This is a genomic window from Lewinella sp. W8 (genome assembly GCF_004375085.3).
GTDB lineage: Bacteria > Bacteroidota > Bacteroidia > Chitinophagales > Saprospiraceae > Neolewinella.
This window is the reverse complement of sequence record NZ_SNAQ03000011.1, coordinates 80442-96757: the sequence shown is the minus strand read 5'-3', so window position 1 is coordinate 96757 and position 16316 is coordinate 80442. Positions and strand designations below refer to the sequence as shown.

The window sequence follows — 16316 nt, the reverse complement described above, 5'->3', positions numbered from 1 at the left end:
CCATGTCTTTCTTTTCGGAAATCCTCCCCACCGTTAGCCCCGCCCTTTGTTGCCTACTCTTCTTTGCGGGAGTAGCGGCCTTTCTCTTTTCGACGGTGGCCGGTGGCGGTGGTGCCCTCATTTTGGTCCCGCTCCTGAATTGGGTGCTGGGCCCCATCCATACCGCGCCGGTACTCAACCTTGGCAGTTTTCTGGGGCGGCCCAGCCGATTGATCCTATTCTGGAAGGACATCAAGTGGTCCATCGTTCTCTACTACGCGCCGGCGGCCATTTTCGGCGCCTACGTCGGGGCCTGGGTGTTCAGTGCGGTCCGCATCAGCTGGCTACAAATTTTTGTCGGCCTCTTTCTGATCAGTACCGTATGGCAGTATCGGTTCGGCAAGCGAGCCCAATCCTTTCCGGTGCGGGCGTGGCACTTCCTCCCCCTGGGACTGCTGGTTTCCGTACTGAGTACCCTCATCGGGGCCCTCGGCCCCGTGCTCAATCCCTTCTACCTCAACCTCGGCGTCAGTAAAGAAGAAATTATTGCGACCAAAACAGCCAATTCTTTCCTCATGGGCCTCTCCCAGCTCGGCAGCTACACCTTCTTTGGTTTACTCACCGCACAGTACTGGGCCTACGGTATTGCCCTCGGACTGGGGGCTACCCTGGGAAATATTCTCGGGAAACGCTACCTCAAAAAAATGAGTGACCTTACTTTTCGCCGCTGGGTCATCGCGCTGATGGTCATCAGCGGAGGGCTACTCATTGCTACTCAAGTAATTAATTCGATTAAAAATTATTATTAAATAATCAAATTAGTGCACTTTTTCACCAATACTGTCCGGTGCGAAGGTTCCCCACTTGCGGTTGTAGGTGTGTAGCCGTTCGGTAGCCTTGCCGGCGGCGTCTTCCAGTGGATATCCGGCCAGTTTCCAGGCGTACAGACTCCCATATAGGTTGTATACCCGGGAAAATCCGGCTTCCCGCAGTTTTTTTGCCGCTCTTTCGCTGCGGTAGCCCACGGTACAGTACACCACTACGGGGCGATCGCGGTCCAATTCTTCCACTACGCCCATATCCATGCGGTCAAACCCAAGGTGGAGGGCACCGGGGAGGTGGCTCACCCGATACTCCGCTGTTTCCCGTGCGTCCAGGAAAACTGGATTATCCAGCTCCCGGGCTTCGTTGGCGCTGATGGCGCGTTCGTCCGCCGTCACCAGCCGGGCAAGTTTATCGTCGAGGGGCGCATATCCCGTTTTCAGTCTCGGCGGTACGTCTTGGGCGCGGACGCAGGATGCCAGAAGCAGGGGAAAGAGCAAAGATAATTGGTACAATAGCCGCATGAAAAGAGGACGCCTGAGGGGTTATTTTTGTTGCACCGCATCCATCATCACGGTGTCGTACCCTGCGCGAAACTAATCAGGGCCTCAAATTCACCCCGGTCACCCTCCCGTAAAGCATTAATGTATGCCTTTCGCGTTGAGGTCGGGTCACTTAATTGCTTTCCCGTCCATGAGAAGGGGCGCCGCACAAAAACATTCTCCATCAAAACGTCGGCCATAATTCGGGAGTGCCGCCCGTTTCCGTTAGGGAAACAATGAATGCTGACCAGACGATGTTTGAATCGGATCGCAATTTCTGTCTCCGGAAATACTTCATGGTCAATCCAGTACTTTGTATCCTCCAGCAGTATTTTCAGTTCAAGGGCAACCTTAACCCAGCTGACCCCGATATTCTTTTCCGTACGTCGAAAGTCTCCCGCCCATTTCCATACCTCCCCGAACATCCTTCGGTGTAATCGCCGGACAAATTCTTCCGACAGCACCTCCGCTGGCGTAAATGTCTTTCCCCTCAACCATTTAATGGCCCGCTCAATGTTGGCCTGTTCAAACTGATTCAGTTCTCCCTGAGTGGAAATCATACTAATCTTCAACCCGACGCTCTCACTTTCGTCGAGCGGGGTCTGCCCGTACAGTGATCCGCCCGTTAAGTCCATAGTTGCCGATCTACGTCGTTCACCATCACCTCCGCCGATGACTCAACGGCTTTCTGCAGTGCGTCGTAGTCTACTTGCTGGCCCTCCAGGATCATTTGCCGGTGGGTGCGTTCAATAATTTCCCTGGCTACTTCCCGCGCACGTCGATTCACGTAGTCCTCCAGGGAATCATCCATCGTGATGAAACCATAGACCAGTTTCATGTCCAGCGCCTGACCGACTTTCCGCAAAGACTCAAGCGTAATGGCTTCCTCCTGCTCCCGTTGTTCAAGTCGTCGTACGGCTTCCTTCGAGACCCCGAGTCGGTTAGCCAATTGTTGTAGTGTCATGTTCAGGCTTTCACGTATTGCACGAATCCAGCCCTCATGGGGTATAACTACCTCATTTAAAGCTTTAAACACTCCTAACTTATTAGACATAAGTTGGAGTTTGAGTTGGGGAAGATTTCGCATTTATCAACCTTTAAGTTGACAAATAAACAAAATCATCAACCTAAAAGTTGCTTTACTATCCAAAATACCAACCTTTAAGTTGACAATATTACGAAAATGACAACCTTTAAGTTGACATAAAAAGCATAGCCATACTTCTTTACCGTTAGCCAGCGTGACCTACTGTGCGCAGCATTTTCTCGTATCTGTATACAAAACCAAGCCGTATACTCCGAGTATACAAGGCCAAAAAGTATCCAAGCAGTGATGCTAAGCAGCTCCCAATGGCGCGGGGAATTCGGGAAGTAGGTCTTGAATCAATTTATTCTCGAACCAGCCAGCAATTACGCCTCACTAACCTCTAAAGCTTCCGGCCCCTTCCCTACCCGGTCGGCCAGGTACATCTTGTCTTCACAGAAGTACAGCAGATGTTCCCGAATGAAGCTCTTCACGGGATCCGCGATGCTGTCGGGGTAAAGCAGGTGCAAATTGGGTCCCGCATCCAGGGTAAAGTAGAGGGGATGCCCGGTTTGCTCCCGGAAGAGTCGGACGGCCTGAATCGCCTTGAGCGTATTCGGCTCGATGAGCATATAGGAGGGGTGACTGCTCATCATGAGGGCGTGGAGTGTGAGGGCCTCGCTTTCCAGCAGCTCCCCAAAGCGCTCCAGATCGCCGTTCTTCAGTACCGTAAGCATTTCCTCGGTTCTCCTTCTGGCCTGCCCGTAGCGGGCCTCTGCGTAGGGATTACCGTCCATCAGGCCGTGCCCGGCACGACTACTAACGCTTTTCTCCGATTTGGAGATCAGCAGAATATCGTCGTGGTAATCGGCGAAAGTGGGGTGCAGTCGATCCGCTACGTCCACGGCAAATTCATCAGAACTTCCTTCCAGACCGTTGAGCTTTCCCCATACGGCAGCCCCTCCGTAAACGGAGCGGCAGGCGGATCCGGAGCCCAAGCGCGCAAGGTAGCTAGCCTTATGCAACATAGTTGCATCGTCAGGAAATGCTTCGAATAACTTGCTTTCCAAATCCACCAGGCACATGGCCAGGGCACTCATGCCCGAAGCGGAGCTGGCGATGCCCGCAGAATGCGGAAAACTATTGCTGGTCTCGATCCGGAAGCTCAGCTGCTTCAGGAACGGGTAGATGGGCAACAGACGCTGAAAGTATTTTTGGGTCCGTTCGGTAAAGGCGGGGTTCAGTGCTCCGTCCAGGTAGAGTTCGAGTGCAACCCCCTCCCCCGCTTCTTTTCTTGCGGAATACCGTAAGGTCGTGTCCGAAGCCGCTCCACTCAGGGTAAAGCTTACGGAAGGATTCTGGGGCAGTTGATCTCCGTGCTTCCCCCAATATTTCACCAGGGCAATGTTGGAGGGGCTCCGCCAGCGGACGGCCCCCGCTTGCACTTGACTACTGATTACGGTAAGGCTGGGATTGGTATAGTCCATGGATACTGATGATGTACGTAAGCAACCGAAGAAAGCAGCAAGGGTTTAGCCGCCACCGGTTTTTATGGGCCGAAAATAAGCAGGGCCGGACAACCTTTGGCTGCCCGACCCCGATAGATCAAAATTGAGTAGTCTGATCTTAGCGTTTAGCGATTGGACCCTTCCCGGGCTTTCTCCCGCATGCTGCGCTGCATGGGGTTTTCACCACCACCGCCACGACGACTCTGGAAGAGATCGAAACGATTGGTCTCGGTTCTGGAGGGGTAGTAGTTGTTGTTACGATCCGTGTCGGCCGTTTCCAGGTAGGGATCGAGTTCGATCTCCACAACTTTTTTCTCGAAGGGGAAGACCTTAGAAACTTCCTTCCAGTTACGACGCCAGATCTCGGCGGGAATCCGTTGAACCTCCGTCGTGCCGTCCTCGAAGGTGAATTCGAGAATAATGGGCATGACCAGGCCACCTTCATTTTTGAAGGTCAGCTCGTAGTAATACTTATTGGCGGCCAGTACGGCGCGTTCTTCTTCGCTCAGTCCAGCCAGGTACTTCTCGTACTCTTCCTTATCGAGCATGGTGGTCTCCAGCGGATCGTAGGAACTGTAAAAATCTCTGAGATTTGCATCCTCTTCATCGTACGTTTTCTGCTCCTGCTCCGCATAACGGATGTCGCTGATGTTTCTGGGTGCTTCTTGCTGCATTTCCCGCGTGAGGGCATTCTCTACTTCGGGGTTGCGGGTATTGATCCGGTAAGGCTTGACGCTGGCCAGGTTAATGTCTACGTGGTCGGTGGTAAAGAACCACCCACGCCAGAACCAGTCAAGGTCCACGGCGGAGGCATCCTCCATCGTCCGGAAAAGGTCGGAAGGGGCGGGGTGCTTAAACTTCCACCGATTGGCGTATTTCTTAAAGGCATAGTCGAACAACTCCCGGCCCATGACGGTCTCCCGCAGGATGTTCAGTGCCGCGGCGGGCTTACCGTAGGCATTATTACCCAACTGCCAGACGGATTCTGAATTCGTCATGATGGGGGAGATGAACTCCTTGTCGCCCTTCATATAATCCACAATCTTGTTGGCGGGGCCACGGCGGCTGGGGTAGCCGCGCTCCCACTGTTGCTCGGTCAAATACTGCAAAAAGGTGTTCAGGCCTTCGTCCATCCAGGTCCACTGACGTTCGTCGGAGTTGACGATCATCGGGAAGTAGTTGTGCCCAACTTCGTGGATGATCACACCGATCATACCGTACTTCGTCCGCTCACTGTAAGTGCCGTCTTCTTCGACCCGACCGAAATTGAAGCAAATCATCGGGTACTCCATTCCGATGTTGGCCGCGTTGATCGACCAGGCAACGGGGTAGGGGTAGTCAAAAGTGAAGTGGGTGTACCACTTGAGGGTATGCGCAACGGCCTTGGTGCTGTAGCGTTCCCATAGGGGATTACCCTCTTTGGGGTACATGGACATGGCCATGACCACGCTACCGTCGGACTGCTCAACGCCCATGGCGTCCCAGATGAATTTCCGGGAAGAGGCAAAGGCGAAGTCCCGTACATTTTCTGCTTTGAAGTGCCAGGTTTTCTCCTTGGTCGCTTTGGTCTTTTCCCGCTCGATGGCCTCCGCCTGGGTGGCAATGATCACCGGTTCAACGCGGGCGTCGCGGGCTTCTTCCAGCCGTCTCCGCTGCGTACGGGTCAGTACATCGTTGGGGTTCTGGAGGGTACCGGTGGAAGCGACGAGGTGATCTTCGGGTACGGTAATCTTTACGTCGTAGTCACCAAAGGTGAGGGTGAACTCACCGCTTCCCAGAAACTGCTTGTTCTGCCAGCCTTCATTATCGATGTACACGGCCATCCGGGGGAAGAACTGTGCGATGGTGTAGAGGAAGTTATCGTCTTCTTCGAAGTACTCGGAGCCGGAACGGCCACCGCCGTCGGTCAGGCGGTTATTGATGTTGTACCACCACTTCAGTTGCAGGTCGGTGGTTTCTCCGGGCAGGAGGGCCTTGGGTAAATCTACCCGCATCATCGTCTTCACCACGGTAGTTTGCATCGGCTTGCCGGCACCGTCCCGTACGTAATCAATCTTGAATCCACCGTCAAAACTGGGCTCCAGGCGGGACAGACCACGCAGGCTCATCCGGTCGTTCATCCGGCTCGTGGAGGTTTTGTAGCTATCGCTATCCAGTGCCCGTACGTTCTGGTCCAGCTGAATCCAGAGGTAGTCCAGAGCGTCAGGAGAGTTATTATGGTAGGTAATCTTAGAGGTGCCGTAGATGCGCTGATTGGCGTCATCCAGGCGAATTTCCATCACATAGTCAGCCTGCTGCTGCCAGTATTCGTGGCCGGGAGCACCGGCGGCATTACGGTAAACATTGGGTGTGGGCAACTCCGTATAAAGCTGGCGAAACGGATTATTGTTGATGTTCTCAGTCTGTGCCGATAGCCCACCCAGGGTGAGGCACAGCACAAACAACAAGGCAATTCTGGTCATTTATGGGGTGTATTTGATTATTCGGGTGGCTAAGATAGCCATTGCCTGTAACACCCAATGCCCCGAGGTGTTTACTAATTCATTTCCGTCCAGGTGCGGACGTATACCGAATTCCTTATCCTGGCCGAATGTGCGTCCGTGGTTGCGCAATGCTCGTCGGGATCAATGATTTTTAAGAAAATGCAGCGGCGTGTGGAGCGCAGCGGAATACTCGGCTCAGCCGGTACAGGTGCCATGACTCGGGTAGGGCAGTGCTACTGGAATAATCCCTTGCCCCTTTACTGCGTACGGAAAGCGCATTGCATCCCGGCAAAGCACGAGGATTTCACTGCACCTGCGGTGATCGCAAAAAATGTTCCACGTGGAACACATCCTCGTATCTCCATAAATAGAACCGGGATTGTCCCACGTGGAACAATCCCGGCAAGAAGCTCTATCCCCTAGTCTATCCAAAGGTTTCCAGCAGCCAATTCTTTACCGGAGTGTAGTCCGTAGACATTAATCGAGCCTTCTTCTCCCGGTCGGCCAGCTCCGCCAGACGTTCGGGGACTTCGATTTGGTGCCCCAGGATACGCTCTACGTCGGGCTTGAATTTGCTGGGGTGAGCCGTTTCCAGGATTACCCCTCGGGTATTGGGGTGCTCCTTTTGCCACTCCTTCAGGGCCAGATAACCGACTGCTCCGTGCGGATCGATGAGGTATCCGTAACGTTCTTTCACCTCCAGCAGGGCCGCTTCCGTACTGGCATCATCGTAGGCGTAGCCGCTGATGAGCGAAGCCATTCCCCGGTGGGTGGCGGGTTCCAGCGGATCAAGCCCATTCACCTGCCCGTAGAGATTAGCCATCCGGGCGAAGTTGCTGGGCGCACCAACGTCCATGGCGTTGGAGAGAGTCGCAACCGAAGGCCGCGGACGATAGACGCCCGTTTGGAGGTATTCGGGCACTACGTCATTTCGGTTGGTCGCCGCAATAAACTGCTCCACCGGTAGCCCCAAGCGGTGGGCCAGTAGTCCCGCCGTAAGGTTACCGAAGTTCCCGCTGGGCACACAAAAGGCCACCGGATCACCGTCTGCCCCAAGTTGTTTGTACGCTTCGAAATAGTAAAAGCTTTGGGGAATCAACCGGGAGATGTTGATGCTGTTGGCCGAACTTAGCCGAATGGATTCCCGTAATTCTTCGTCCAGGAAGGCCCGCTTCACGATGGCCTGGCAATCATCAAATGTGCCCTCCACCTCCAGCGCATGGATATTGTGGCCCAGGGTAGTGAGTTGCTTTTCCTGAAGCGCACTCACCTTTCCTTTGGGATAAAGAATCACTACCTCGATTCCCGGCGTCTGGTAAAAGCCCGCGGCCACCGCCCCACCGGTGTCTCCGGAAGTAGCCACCAGGATGACCAACTGACGGTCGTTACCCCGATTGAAGTGGCCCATGAGGCGAGACATAAACCGCGCACCGAAGTCCTTGAACGCCAGAGAAGGTCCGTGAAAAAGCTCCAGCACGTACCGATGGTCGTCAAGCTTGACCACCGGAGCCGGGAAGTTTACCGCCTCGTAGACCAACTTCTTTAGGTCCGCTTCGGGCACGGCATCGCCCAGCAATTGCTTACTTACCCGGAAGCCAATTTCCGCGAACGACATGTAGGGAAGGTCCGTGAAGAAAGATTCAGGCAGGGGCTCCAGCCGCTCGGGCATGTAAAGACCGTTGTCTGCGGGTAGCCCGCGAAAGATGGCTTCGGCCAGATCCGTGCGGTGATCAGGGTTGTTGGTAGAGTAAAATTTCATGGTCTAGAAGGGTGGGGGATGTGCGAATTAAAGAATCTCGACCCCCCGTTGATTGATCGGAGAAACGTAAAGCTGACTTTCGATACCGTGCTTTGCAAAGGCGTCCTGCATCACCTGCCCGACGGATTGCGCCAGATAGCCCGAATCGCAAATGGCAAAAACACTGGGGCCCGCGCCACTAATGCTGCACCCCAGCGCACCCCGCTCGAGGGCGGCATTCTTCACCTCATCAAACCCCTTGATGAGCTGCTTACGCTGCGGTTCGATGATGTAATCTTTGAGGGAGCGCCCCAGCAGGGGAAGGTCGTTGGTGTACAGCGCCGTAATGAAACTGGCAATCGCCCCCGTTTGCCGGACGGCGGTTTTCAGCGGCACCTGGTCACTGAGCACGGCCCGGGCGTCTCGGGTCAGGATTTCAATCTCCGGATGCACCACGGCTACCTGAAGGTTTTCGGGTACCGGTAATTGGTGAATGTCCAGCGAAGCATTGGAACGAATCAGGGTAATTCCGCCCACCAGGGAAGGCGCTACGTTGTCGGCGTGAAAGCTTCCGTCGGCCACCTCTTCTCCCTGTACGGCAAAATAAAGTAGTGACTCCCGGTTCAGGGGAGCGCCAAGTAGTTGATTGATCGCCACTACGGCTCCCGCCGCACTCGCGGCACTGGACCCCAGTCCACTGCCGAAGGGCATCTTCTTATGGATTTCCAGCTCAATGCCCTGGCCGGTTTCTCCCAGATGCTCCAGTAAGCGCAGGGCCGCAACCCCGGCCGTATTCTTCTCCGGCTCGTAGGGGAGCTGCTTATCTCCCGTTCCGGTAATGCTGGTAATCGTAAAAGGTTTCGTGGCGTCGGCACCGAATCGGGCGACGATCTCATCTCCGGGACGGTCAATGGCAAACCCAAGGATGTCATACCCAACCGCTACGTTAGCCACCGTGGCCGGGGCGAAAACGCGTACTTCTTGCTTACTCATCACCCCAGGTAATTTCCAATTTTAATAATCTCGGCAAAGACCCCTGCGGCCGTCACCTCCGCGCCGGCTCCGGGCCCCCGGACCACCAACGGACGCTCACTATAACGATCGGTGGTAAATACAATCATATTGTCACTGCCGCTCAGACCGTAAAACGGACTGTCGGCCCCCACGGCCTGGATGCCGACGGCCGCCTGATCCCCTTCCAGTGAGGCGATCATGCGGAGGACCTTTCCTTCCTTTGCTGCCTGAGCGTGGAGGTCGGTGAAATACTTCCCATTATCGTCAAGTACCCGGAAGAAGTCATCTACACTTTCGGCCTCCATGGCGCCCTCGGGCAGGAAGCTGCGTAGTTCAATATTTTCCGTTTCGAGGGCAACGCCGGTTTCCCGGGCCAGGATCAGGATTTTCCGTCCAACATCCTTACCCGACAGGTCGATGCGGGGATCGGGCTCGGTAAAGCCTTTCTCCCGGGCTTCCTGCACGATGTCGTGGAAGGAGCGACTGCCGTCAAAGTTATTAAAGATGAAACTCAGCGAGCCACTCAAAACTCCCTCAATCTTTCGGATTTCGTCACCACTGTCGCGGAGGTCCCGTAGGGTAGAGATGACCGGAAGCCCGGCCCCGACGTTGGTTTCGTAATGAAACTGTACTCCCCGTTTGGTGGCGATGTTTTGCAGTCGCTGGTACTGAAGGTAGCTTGAAGAGGTGGCGATCTTGTTTGGCGTTGAGATACTAATGCTCTCGTCCAGAATCCCTTCGTAGTAGGAGGCGATCTTGTCGTCGGCGGTATTGTCCACAAAAATGCTGTTGCTCAAATTGAGATCCCGCATCCGACCGACGAAGACCGGGAGATCGACCGCGATGTCCGAAGCCATTAGCTGATCCTTCCAGTTGTCCAGATCAATCCCTTCGGGATCAAAGAGCATTTTCTTCGAGTTGGCCAGGCCAACCACCTTGACCTCCATACCACGCTTGGCCCGGAGGTAGTCGTTCTGATCTTTGATCTGCTTGAGCAGGGTACCGCCAATCAGTCCGACGCCCACAATGAAGAGGTGCAGCGTTTTGTAGTCCGAAAGGAAGAAGGCTTCATGCAGGGCATTCAAGGCCTTGTTTTCGTCTTCCCGGGAGATGACGACCGAGACGTTCAGCTCACTGGATCCCTGGGCGATGGCTACGGCATTGATACCGTTTTTCCCGAGTGCCTGAAACAGCCTTCCGGAGATACCCGGTTGGTAGCGCATGTTTTCCCCGATGATGGCCACTACACTGAGGTCACGCTCGACCTTTATGGCATTCACCACTCCCCGTTCGATTTCGTAGGCGAAGGCTTCCTCTACCGCCATTCGGGCGGCATCGGCGTCGCTCGGCTTCACGGCAAAGCTAATGGCGTGTTCGCTGGATCCTTGAGTGATCAAAATGATGTTGATCTGCTCCGCCGCCAGGGCACCGAATAGCCGGGCGGAAATTCCGGGTACGCCGAAAAGCCCGCTACCCGAAATGGTTAGCAAGGCAACATTATTGATGGAACTGATGCCGCGCACGGCAACGTCGTCGAGACTACTCTCCTCACTTACCTTGGTGCCGGGAAAGTCCGGCTCGAAGGTATTCTTGATGTACAGGGGGATACGCTGGTGCAGGGCCGGCATCAGGGTAGGCGGATAAATGACCTTAGCGCCGAAGTGGGACATCTCCATCGCCTCCGCGTAGGTCAGCTTCGGTATGGTGAAGGCCTTCTTTACCCGGCGCGGATCCGCCGTCAGCACTCCGCTGACGTCCGTCCAGATCTCAATAGCATCGGCCCGAAGGCCGGCAGCCAGGAGGGAAGCCGTGTAATCGGAACCTCCCCGCCCCAAGGTGGTGGTCAAACCACCCTTGGCACTGGCAATAAAACCCGTAACCACCTGAACCTTAGGGTGTTCCGCGTAATACTCGCGAATTTTGACGTAGGATTTCTCAAAATTGACCGTGGCGCTGCCGAATTTCTTATCGGTCTTGATAATTTTTCGGGCGTCGAGGAATTCGGCGGGGATTCCGGACTGTACCAGCGTCTGGGCGATGATGTAGGCAGATGACCTTTCCCCAAAGCTCAGCACGTAATCCATGGTTCGGGTAGAGGCTTCCCTTACCAGGAAAATCCCGTAGAGCAGATTCTTCAGCACCTCGTGGCTTTTCCGCATCTGGGTGGCGGTTTCCGTACGGAGTGGACCTTCGGGCAGGAGTTCCACAATGGCCTGCTGGTGACGCTTGGCGAAGGCCGAGAACGACGCGCCGTAGCGATCGTCTCCGGCGGCGGCAAGCTGACTCATTTCGATGAGGCTGTCCGTCACGCCACCGAAAGCCGAAAAGACTACCGTAAAGTGATCACCCGAAGCGTAGTAATCTTTCAGAATGTCAATAATACCGAGAATACGTTCCGGCCGGGCCACCGAAGAGCCGCCGAATTTGAGAACTTTCATGGGAAAATTTCACGTGGCTGAATAAAGCTACAAAGATGAATAAATTGCCCCGCCTTCCACAGTTTTGGCCGAACAATGGTCCGGGGATTTACGAAGTCTCCACCCTAAATGTAGCGATTGCTTCCATCCAGTTTATCCGGCTTCCTGATTGCCCTACTCCCCCGTGTCGGACAACAAAGCAGCGGGACGGAGGTCCAGTGCCCACTGTTCCAGGGTTCTCATTTGCTCGGCTTCCTCCGGGCGCTTATCTCCCTGGCCACACAGGTGCAAAATTCCGTGGATGATGACGCGATGCAGTTCGTCGGAATACTTAGTAGAAAATTGCCGGGCATTATCGGCTACCCGCTCCGTGGAGATGAACAGGTCCCCGGAAATTTCGGGGAAGGACGCATACGGGAAAGTGATGATATCCGTAAGGGTATCATGGTCGAGATACTGCACGTTCATGTCGTGCAGGTATTCATCACCGCAGAAAATGTAGTTGATGGGGCCGACCTTACCCTGCCGGCGGGAGATCACGTCCGTGATCCAGCGCACGAGGGGGAGGTAATGCTCCTGCTCCGGGGCCTGACCACCCCGTTCCTCGTGAAATAGAATTTCTTCCAAATTTACCTAGAGCTTGAATTGCATTTCCACCGTGGAACCACCGTTGATGTAGCGCATCTTATCGCACAGCTGGTTCATGAGAAAAACACCCCGGCCACCACATTCGCAGAGGCGTTCCGGAGAGGTAGGGTCCGGTAGCTTATCGTAGTTAAAACCACAGCCCTGGTCGCTTACGCGCACCGCCAGTCCACTACGGGTTTGGGCGAGCTTGATGCTGACCGTTTTGGAACGATCCTGCTTGTTGCCGTGAATGATGGCATTATTCACGGCCTCGGTGAGGCTGATGAGCAGATTAGCGTGTTTCTCCTTATCGAGCTTATAACGGCTGGCGATTTGGTTAACGTACTGTTCAACCTTATTGATGTTACGAGGATCCGATGCGAGCGTTAGCATGAATAGGTTTGAGCTTGAAAGTTCTGACAAAAATTCGCAGAGTATAAAAACGGGAAGCTTTAATCAAACACTGCGTTTACGCAAAAAGATGCATAAGCGCTTGCTTTTCAACGGTCTTAGACGCCTCTCAGGTATTTTGGACACATTTTCATGCCCCTAATACGCTTCCACAAGTATAAGGTTCACACTTGAAAAAATCAATAGCAAAAAAAATGGAGGGGCACAAAGCCCCTCCATCTGTAGTTATTCTCCGCGCAGGCTGCGGAAATATTCGTCGACCAGATTCTGGAAGTAGGGGTTCAATTCGGGACTGATCCGTTTGAACATCTCCACTTCAGCCTTCCGTTGCTTGATATATTCTTCAATGCTGGGGGGCAGATCCCGGCGGCGCTGCAGGGCCGTTTCCGACTTTCGCTTTTCTTCCTGTTCCTGTTCGCGCTCGGCCCGTTCGTGTTCCAGGAGTTTGTTCAGGATTTCCTGCTGGCGCGTCATCATTTCGTTGGTGAGACGCTTATTGACCAGGTCTTCTTCGGCTTCGTTCATCTTGTCGATGAGTTCCTGCAATTCGGGGTCAATTCCCTGTCCACCTTCCTGGCGGGCTTTTTGTTTGGCTTCCAGCGCCCGCCGCAGGGCCGCCTGCCGGGCGGCCATTTCGGCAAACTCCTTACTCGTTCCGCCTTCGCCCTTCTGCAGGCCTTCCTTCATTCCCTCCATGGCGTCGTTCAGGTTGCGCTGACCGTCGCTACCGGGTTGCTTGCCGGGCTGCTCACCGGGCTTTCCACTGGGTTGGCCGTTTCCGGGATTCTCGCATTGCTGGCTACCGGACATCATGCCCGCCATCTGTTGCTGCATGTTTTGCATGCTTTCACTCAGCATGAGCGCCAGATCGTTCAGTCCGGTCATCGCTCTTTGCTGCACGTTGGCCGCCTGGGGCGTACGCCGTTCTTCCAGCTCCCGAACCGTTTGCTCCATATTCCCCTTGATCTCGGTTACCTTCTCGGTGATGAAGGTTTCGATCTGGAAGTTTCTTTTGGCCAGCGCCTGCAGGGAATCCCGCACGAGCTCAAAATCGTTGTTGATCTGGAACTGGTTCTGTACCAGTTCCACGTAGCGAGGGGTGTTGACCGTAGTTTGGTTGAGTTGTTCCATGGTCTCCTCCTGATCGAAACTCAGGTCAACGATGTTTTCCAACAGCTGGCGGATCGCGTCCATGTCTTCCTGCATGCCTTCCTGCTGCATGCTTTGCATTTGACCGGCCATGGACTCGGCCATCTCCTGCATTTTCTGGCTGGCCCCCTTCTGCTTTTTGGAAGCCCCCTGGTTGTCCTGTTCCTGCATTTGCTTCTGGGCGTCCTGCATGTCCTTCTTCACCTCTTCCTGGGCGCTTTCCTGCATGTCGAGCTTCATCGGCTTTTCGAGGTCCTGATTCTTCTCCTCCATTTGCTCCATTTTCTCCTGGAGCTTTTCGAATTCGTCCTGAATCTCTTCCTGCTTTTCCTGCAGTTCTTCCTGCTTCTCAGCCTGAGCCTGTTTTTCCTCTTCCGTTTGCTCCTCTCCGTTGTTCTTTTGCTCTTCGGAAAGTTGTTCGGTTTCTTCGGCGAGCTCCTCCTGTTCTTGGGCGAGCTCCTCGAGTTTATCGATGGCGTCCATCATCTCCTTCTCCAGCTCCAGCTGTTTGAAGAGTTCGAGCATCCGATCCAGTTCTGCTTCGGTCTCTTCATCGGAGAGTTCCATTTCTTCCATCTTTTGCAGGGCCTCGTCTTTCTCCAACTCCTCCATCAGTTCCTGGATTTGCTGCATGAGTTCCTGCATTTCCTGATCCAGGGATTCTTCGAACATCTCCTGCAGCTTTTCCTGCTTCTGCTGGATCTGCTCATCTTGCTGTTCCTGTTCCAGGTTTTCCTCGAAAGCCTTCTGGGCCTCGTCGATTTGCTTTTGGACTTCCTGCTGGCGCTCGGCAAGTTTTTCCAACTCCTTACGCATCTTCCAGTCCATCTCCTTTTCCTGCAGCATCCGCTCCCGCAGGTCCTTGGTGTCTTCCTTCAGCTCCCGGGTAGCTTCCAGGGCCTTCTTGAGTTCATCCTTAACCTTGTTGTCGTTGGCTTCCGCCTGCTGCTCCAACTCTTCCTCGGTGGGGGCCCGGAAGGCCATCACGCCGGTACGGGCACTCTTGGCACCATTGACGCCATCGTTGTCGAAGACCTCGAAGTAGTAGGTCAGTTCATCTCCGGGCTCCAGTGGCAGGTCATTGGCGAGGTCCCAAACGTGGTCATAGCGGGTTTGCTTACCCGCGGGCCCGGAAATGGGCACCGTTACGGGGTCAAGCTCGGCACCGTCCTTACCCCGCTTAACGCGGTAAACGAAGTTGAGCTTACTCAGTCCGTGGTCATCGGAGGCTTCCCCCACGAAGAACAGCAGCTGCTCATCGGTGCTGTCCTGGAAGGTTTCCACGCTGATTTGCGGATGTAGGTCGGGGATGACGGACAGACCGTAACTCACGGAATCCGCTACGGGCAGGCGCTCATTGCCAATGTAGAGGGTGTAGCGATCATTCCGCATGGCGCGTTTATCGAAGCTGTAGAGATCGCTACCGTCCCGGCGCAGGGTGGTTACTTCGTCCTGACTGGCAAAGCGAAGATCGATTTGGTCCGTATTCTCGGTATCAAACGACCACTTGATGCGGGTTCCCGCGGGAATGGTCAGGTCACCGATGTTGGCCAGTTCTTCGTCCTGCCTTCCGAGGTAGTTGGGGTAATCCAGTTCCACGGAAAAGGAGGCAATGTTGGGTTTGGGCAGCACTTCCAGGGTGTAGTCCTTGCTTTCCACTTCCGCGGCGGCGAGTTGGAAGGGCGTATCTTCCTGTACGTTACTGAACTGATAGGTGAAGGTATTGGCACTCTCCTTCTGCAGCCGATAGCGGTAACCATCCACCTCAATGAAGGCTTCGGCGGGCAGTACTTCTCCCTCGACTTTCACCGTAAGGGGAAAATCCCCGTACTGAATCACTTCCAGATCTGACTCCTGCTCCAAAACGAAGGAGAAGGGTGCCGGGCGCTCAAAGGACTCGTTATTGCGGATGAGGCGGTTGGTGCCGTCTTTGATCAGGCTCGGTGCAGCGAACAGCAAAATCACCAGCAGCATCAGTGGCGGCAGGGCATACTTCAGGTAGCGACGGTTCTGGCTCAGGTCAATGGCCGACCGGAAGGGAACCGGGCTGATTTCCGAGGCCTTCTGGTCGATGGACGCCAATAAAAGACTGGTATCTCCCCCCGCTGCGGCCTGTTGACGCAGCTGCAATACGTTGAGCAGCTTATCCTTTACGTTGCCGAAATGTTGTCCGATGATCTCGGCGGCCCGTTCGTGGCTGATGACGGATCCCAGCCGGAAGTAACGGGTAAGTGGCAGGATGACCCATCCCCCGAGGGCCAACAGACTCAGTCCCAGGAAACCGTACCACAGCAGCTTGCGGGTTCCGGTCGGGAAAAAGAACTGGGATTCCAGAATACTGACTACCATAAACATCACCAGCACGGCGCCCAGGGTATAGAGCGCGCCGCGAATGAGTTGGTTGACGTAAAACTTTCGGATGAACCGGTCAAGTTTAGCAATCAGTTGGTCGTAATGTTGAGAAAGTTGGGGCATAACGTATCTCCTTGAAAATGCACTTACTTGGGGGAAGAAGCAAAATAGTGAAAAGAATCCAGATCCTTTTCGGTTGAAGGGAAAACGCTGGAAGGGACGTTAAAATTTGATGCTTTGTCGGGCTTAA

12 protein-coding genes are annotated in these 16316 nt (G+C 54.5%); 1 reads left to right on the top strand and 11 read right to left on the bottom strand.

What is annotated here, in order from left to right; all coding sequences use genetic code 11:
• The first annotated feature begins 2 nt into the window (after positions 1-2).
• Positions 3-788, top strand: a complete 786-nt coding sequence (locus tag E1J53_RS13520) for a sulfite exporter TauE/SafE family protein (RefSeq protein ID WP_134272983.1) — start codon at positions 3-5, stop codon at positions 786-788.
• A gap of 9 nt (positions 789-797) precedes the next feature.
• Here the strand turns inward: E1J53_RS13520 and E1J53_RS13515 are convergent, their stop codons facing one another.
• The 11 genes from E1J53_RS13515 to E1J53_RS13465 form a co-directional block, all read right to left on the bottom strand.
• Positions 798-1301 (bottom strand): rhodanese-like domain-containing protein, encoded by a 504-nt coding sequence (locus E1J53_RS13515; protein WP_173021482.1) that lies wholly within the window; start codon positions 1299-1301, stop codon positions 798-800.
• Positions 1302-1372: 71 nt separating this feature from the next.
• The gene (locus E1J53_RS13510; RefSeq protein WP_134272981.1) at positions 1373-1978 is read right to left on the bottom strand and encodes a mobile mystery protein B; all 606 of its coding nucleotides are present in this window, start codon (positions 1976-1978) and stop codon (positions 1373-1375) included.
• On the bottom strand, positions 1969-2397 hold the full coding sequence (locus E1J53_RS13505) for a mobile mystery protein A (RefSeq protein WP_173021481.1): 429 nt from the start codon (positions 2395-2397) through the stop codon (positions 1969-1971). Before E1J53_RS13505 ends, E1J53_RS13510 begins: the two co-directional genes overlap by 10 nt.
• Positions 2398-2753: 356 nt before the next feature.
• Complete coding sequence (locus tag E1J53_RS13500) at positions 2754-3854, bottom strand: diphosphomevalonate/mevalonate 3,5-bisphosphate decarboxylase family protein (RefSeq protein WP_134272979.1); 1101 nt, start codon at positions 3852-3854, stop codon at positions 2754-2756.
• 146 nt (positions 3855-4000) lie between these two features.
• Positions 4001-6337 (bottom strand): M1 family metallopeptidase, encoded by a 2337-nt coding sequence (locus E1J53_RS13495; protein ID WP_134272978.1) that lies wholly within the window; start codon positions 6335-6337, stop codon positions 4001-4003.
• Between the two features lie 445 nt (positions 6338-6782).
• Positions 6783-8117, bottom strand: coding sequence for a threonine synthase (gene thrC, locus E1J53_RS13490; RefSeq protein ID WP_134272977.1), 1335 nt, complete (start codon positions 8115-8117; stop codon positions 6783-6785).
• A 27-nt stretch (positions 8118-8144) separates the two neighbouring features.
• Positions 8145-9089: a homoserine kinase gene (locus E1J53_RS13485; protein WP_134272976.1), complete on the bottom strand. Its 945-nt coding sequence runs from the start codon at positions 9087-9089 to the stop codon at positions 8145-8147.
• Complete coding sequence (thrA, locus tag E1J53_RS13480) at positions 9089-11548, bottom strand: bifunctional aspartate kinase/homoserine dehydrogenase I (RefSeq protein ID WP_134272975.1); 2460 nt, start codon at positions 11546-11548, stop codon at positions 9089-9091. Before thrA ends, E1J53_RS13485 begins: the two co-directional genes overlap by 1 nt.
• 153 nt (positions 11549-11701) lie before the next feature.
• The gene (ybeY, locus tag E1J53_RS13475; protein WP_134273072.1) at positions 11702-12085 is read right to left on the bottom strand and encodes an rRNA maturation RNase YbeY; all 384 of its coding nucleotides are present in this window, start codon (positions 12083-12085) and stop codon (positions 11702-11704) included.
• 75 nt (positions 12086-12160) lie between these two features.
• Complete coding sequence (locus tag E1J53_RS13470; RefSeq protein ID WP_134272974.1) at positions 12161-12547, bottom strand: ATP-binding protein; 387 nt, start codon at positions 12545-12547, stop codon at positions 12161-12163.
• A gap of 243 nt (positions 12548-12790) precedes the next feature.
• Positions 12791-16189 carry a DUF4175 family protein gene (locus E1J53_RS13465; protein ID WP_134272973.1) on the bottom strand — a complete coding sequence of 1133 codons (3399 nt, stop codon included), beginning with the start codon at positions 16187-16189 and terminating at the stop codon, positions 12791-12793.
• Between the last annotated feature and the right edge of the window lie 127 nt (positions 16190-16316).

What these genes read in the sequence shown, in the direction of transcription:
- E1J53_RS13520 (WP_134272983.1), top strand. Translation starts at nt 3, where the DNA reads ATGTCTTTCTTTTCGGAAATCCTCCCCACCGTTAGCCCCGCCCTTTGT.
- E1J53_RS13470 (WP_134272974.1), bottom strand. Translation starts at nt 12,547, where the DNA reads ATGCTAACGCTCGCATCGGATCCTCGTAACATCAATAAGGTTGAACAG.
- E1J53_RS13505 (WP_173021481.1), bottom strand. Translation starts at nt 2,397, where the DNA reads ATGTCTAATAAGTTAGGAGTGTTTAAAGCTTTAAATGAGGTAGTTATA.
- E1J53_RS13495 (WP_134272978.1), bottom strand. Translation starts at nt 6,337, where the DNA reads ATGACCAGAATTGCCTTGTTGTTTGTGCTGTGCCTCACCCTGGGTGGG.
- E1J53_RS13485 (WP_134272976.1), bottom strand. Translation starts at nt 9,089, where the DNA reads ATGAGTAAGCAAGAAGTACGCGTTTTCGCCCCGGCCACGGTGGCTAAC.
- E1J53_RS13500 (WP_134272979.1), bottom strand. Translation starts at nt 3,854, where the DNA reads ATGGACTATACCAATCCCAGCCTTACCGTAATCAGTAGTCAAGTGCAA.
- thrA (WP_134272975.1), bottom strand. Translation starts at nt 11,548, where the DNA reads ATGAAAGTTCTCAAATTCGGCGGCTCTTCGGTGGCCCGGCCGGAACGT.
- thrC (WP_134272977.1), bottom strand. Translation starts at nt 8,117, where the DNA reads ATGAAATTTTACTCTACCAACAACCCTGATCACCGCACGGATCTGGCC.
- E1J53_RS13465 (WP_134272973.1), bottom strand. Translation starts at nt 16,189, where the DNA reads ATGCCCCAACTTTCTCAACATTACGACCAACTGATTGCTAAACTTGAC.
- E1J53_RS13510 (WP_134272981.1), bottom strand. Translation starts at nt 1,978, where the DNA reads ATGGACTTAACGGGCGGATCACTGTACGGGCAGACCCCGCTCGACGAA.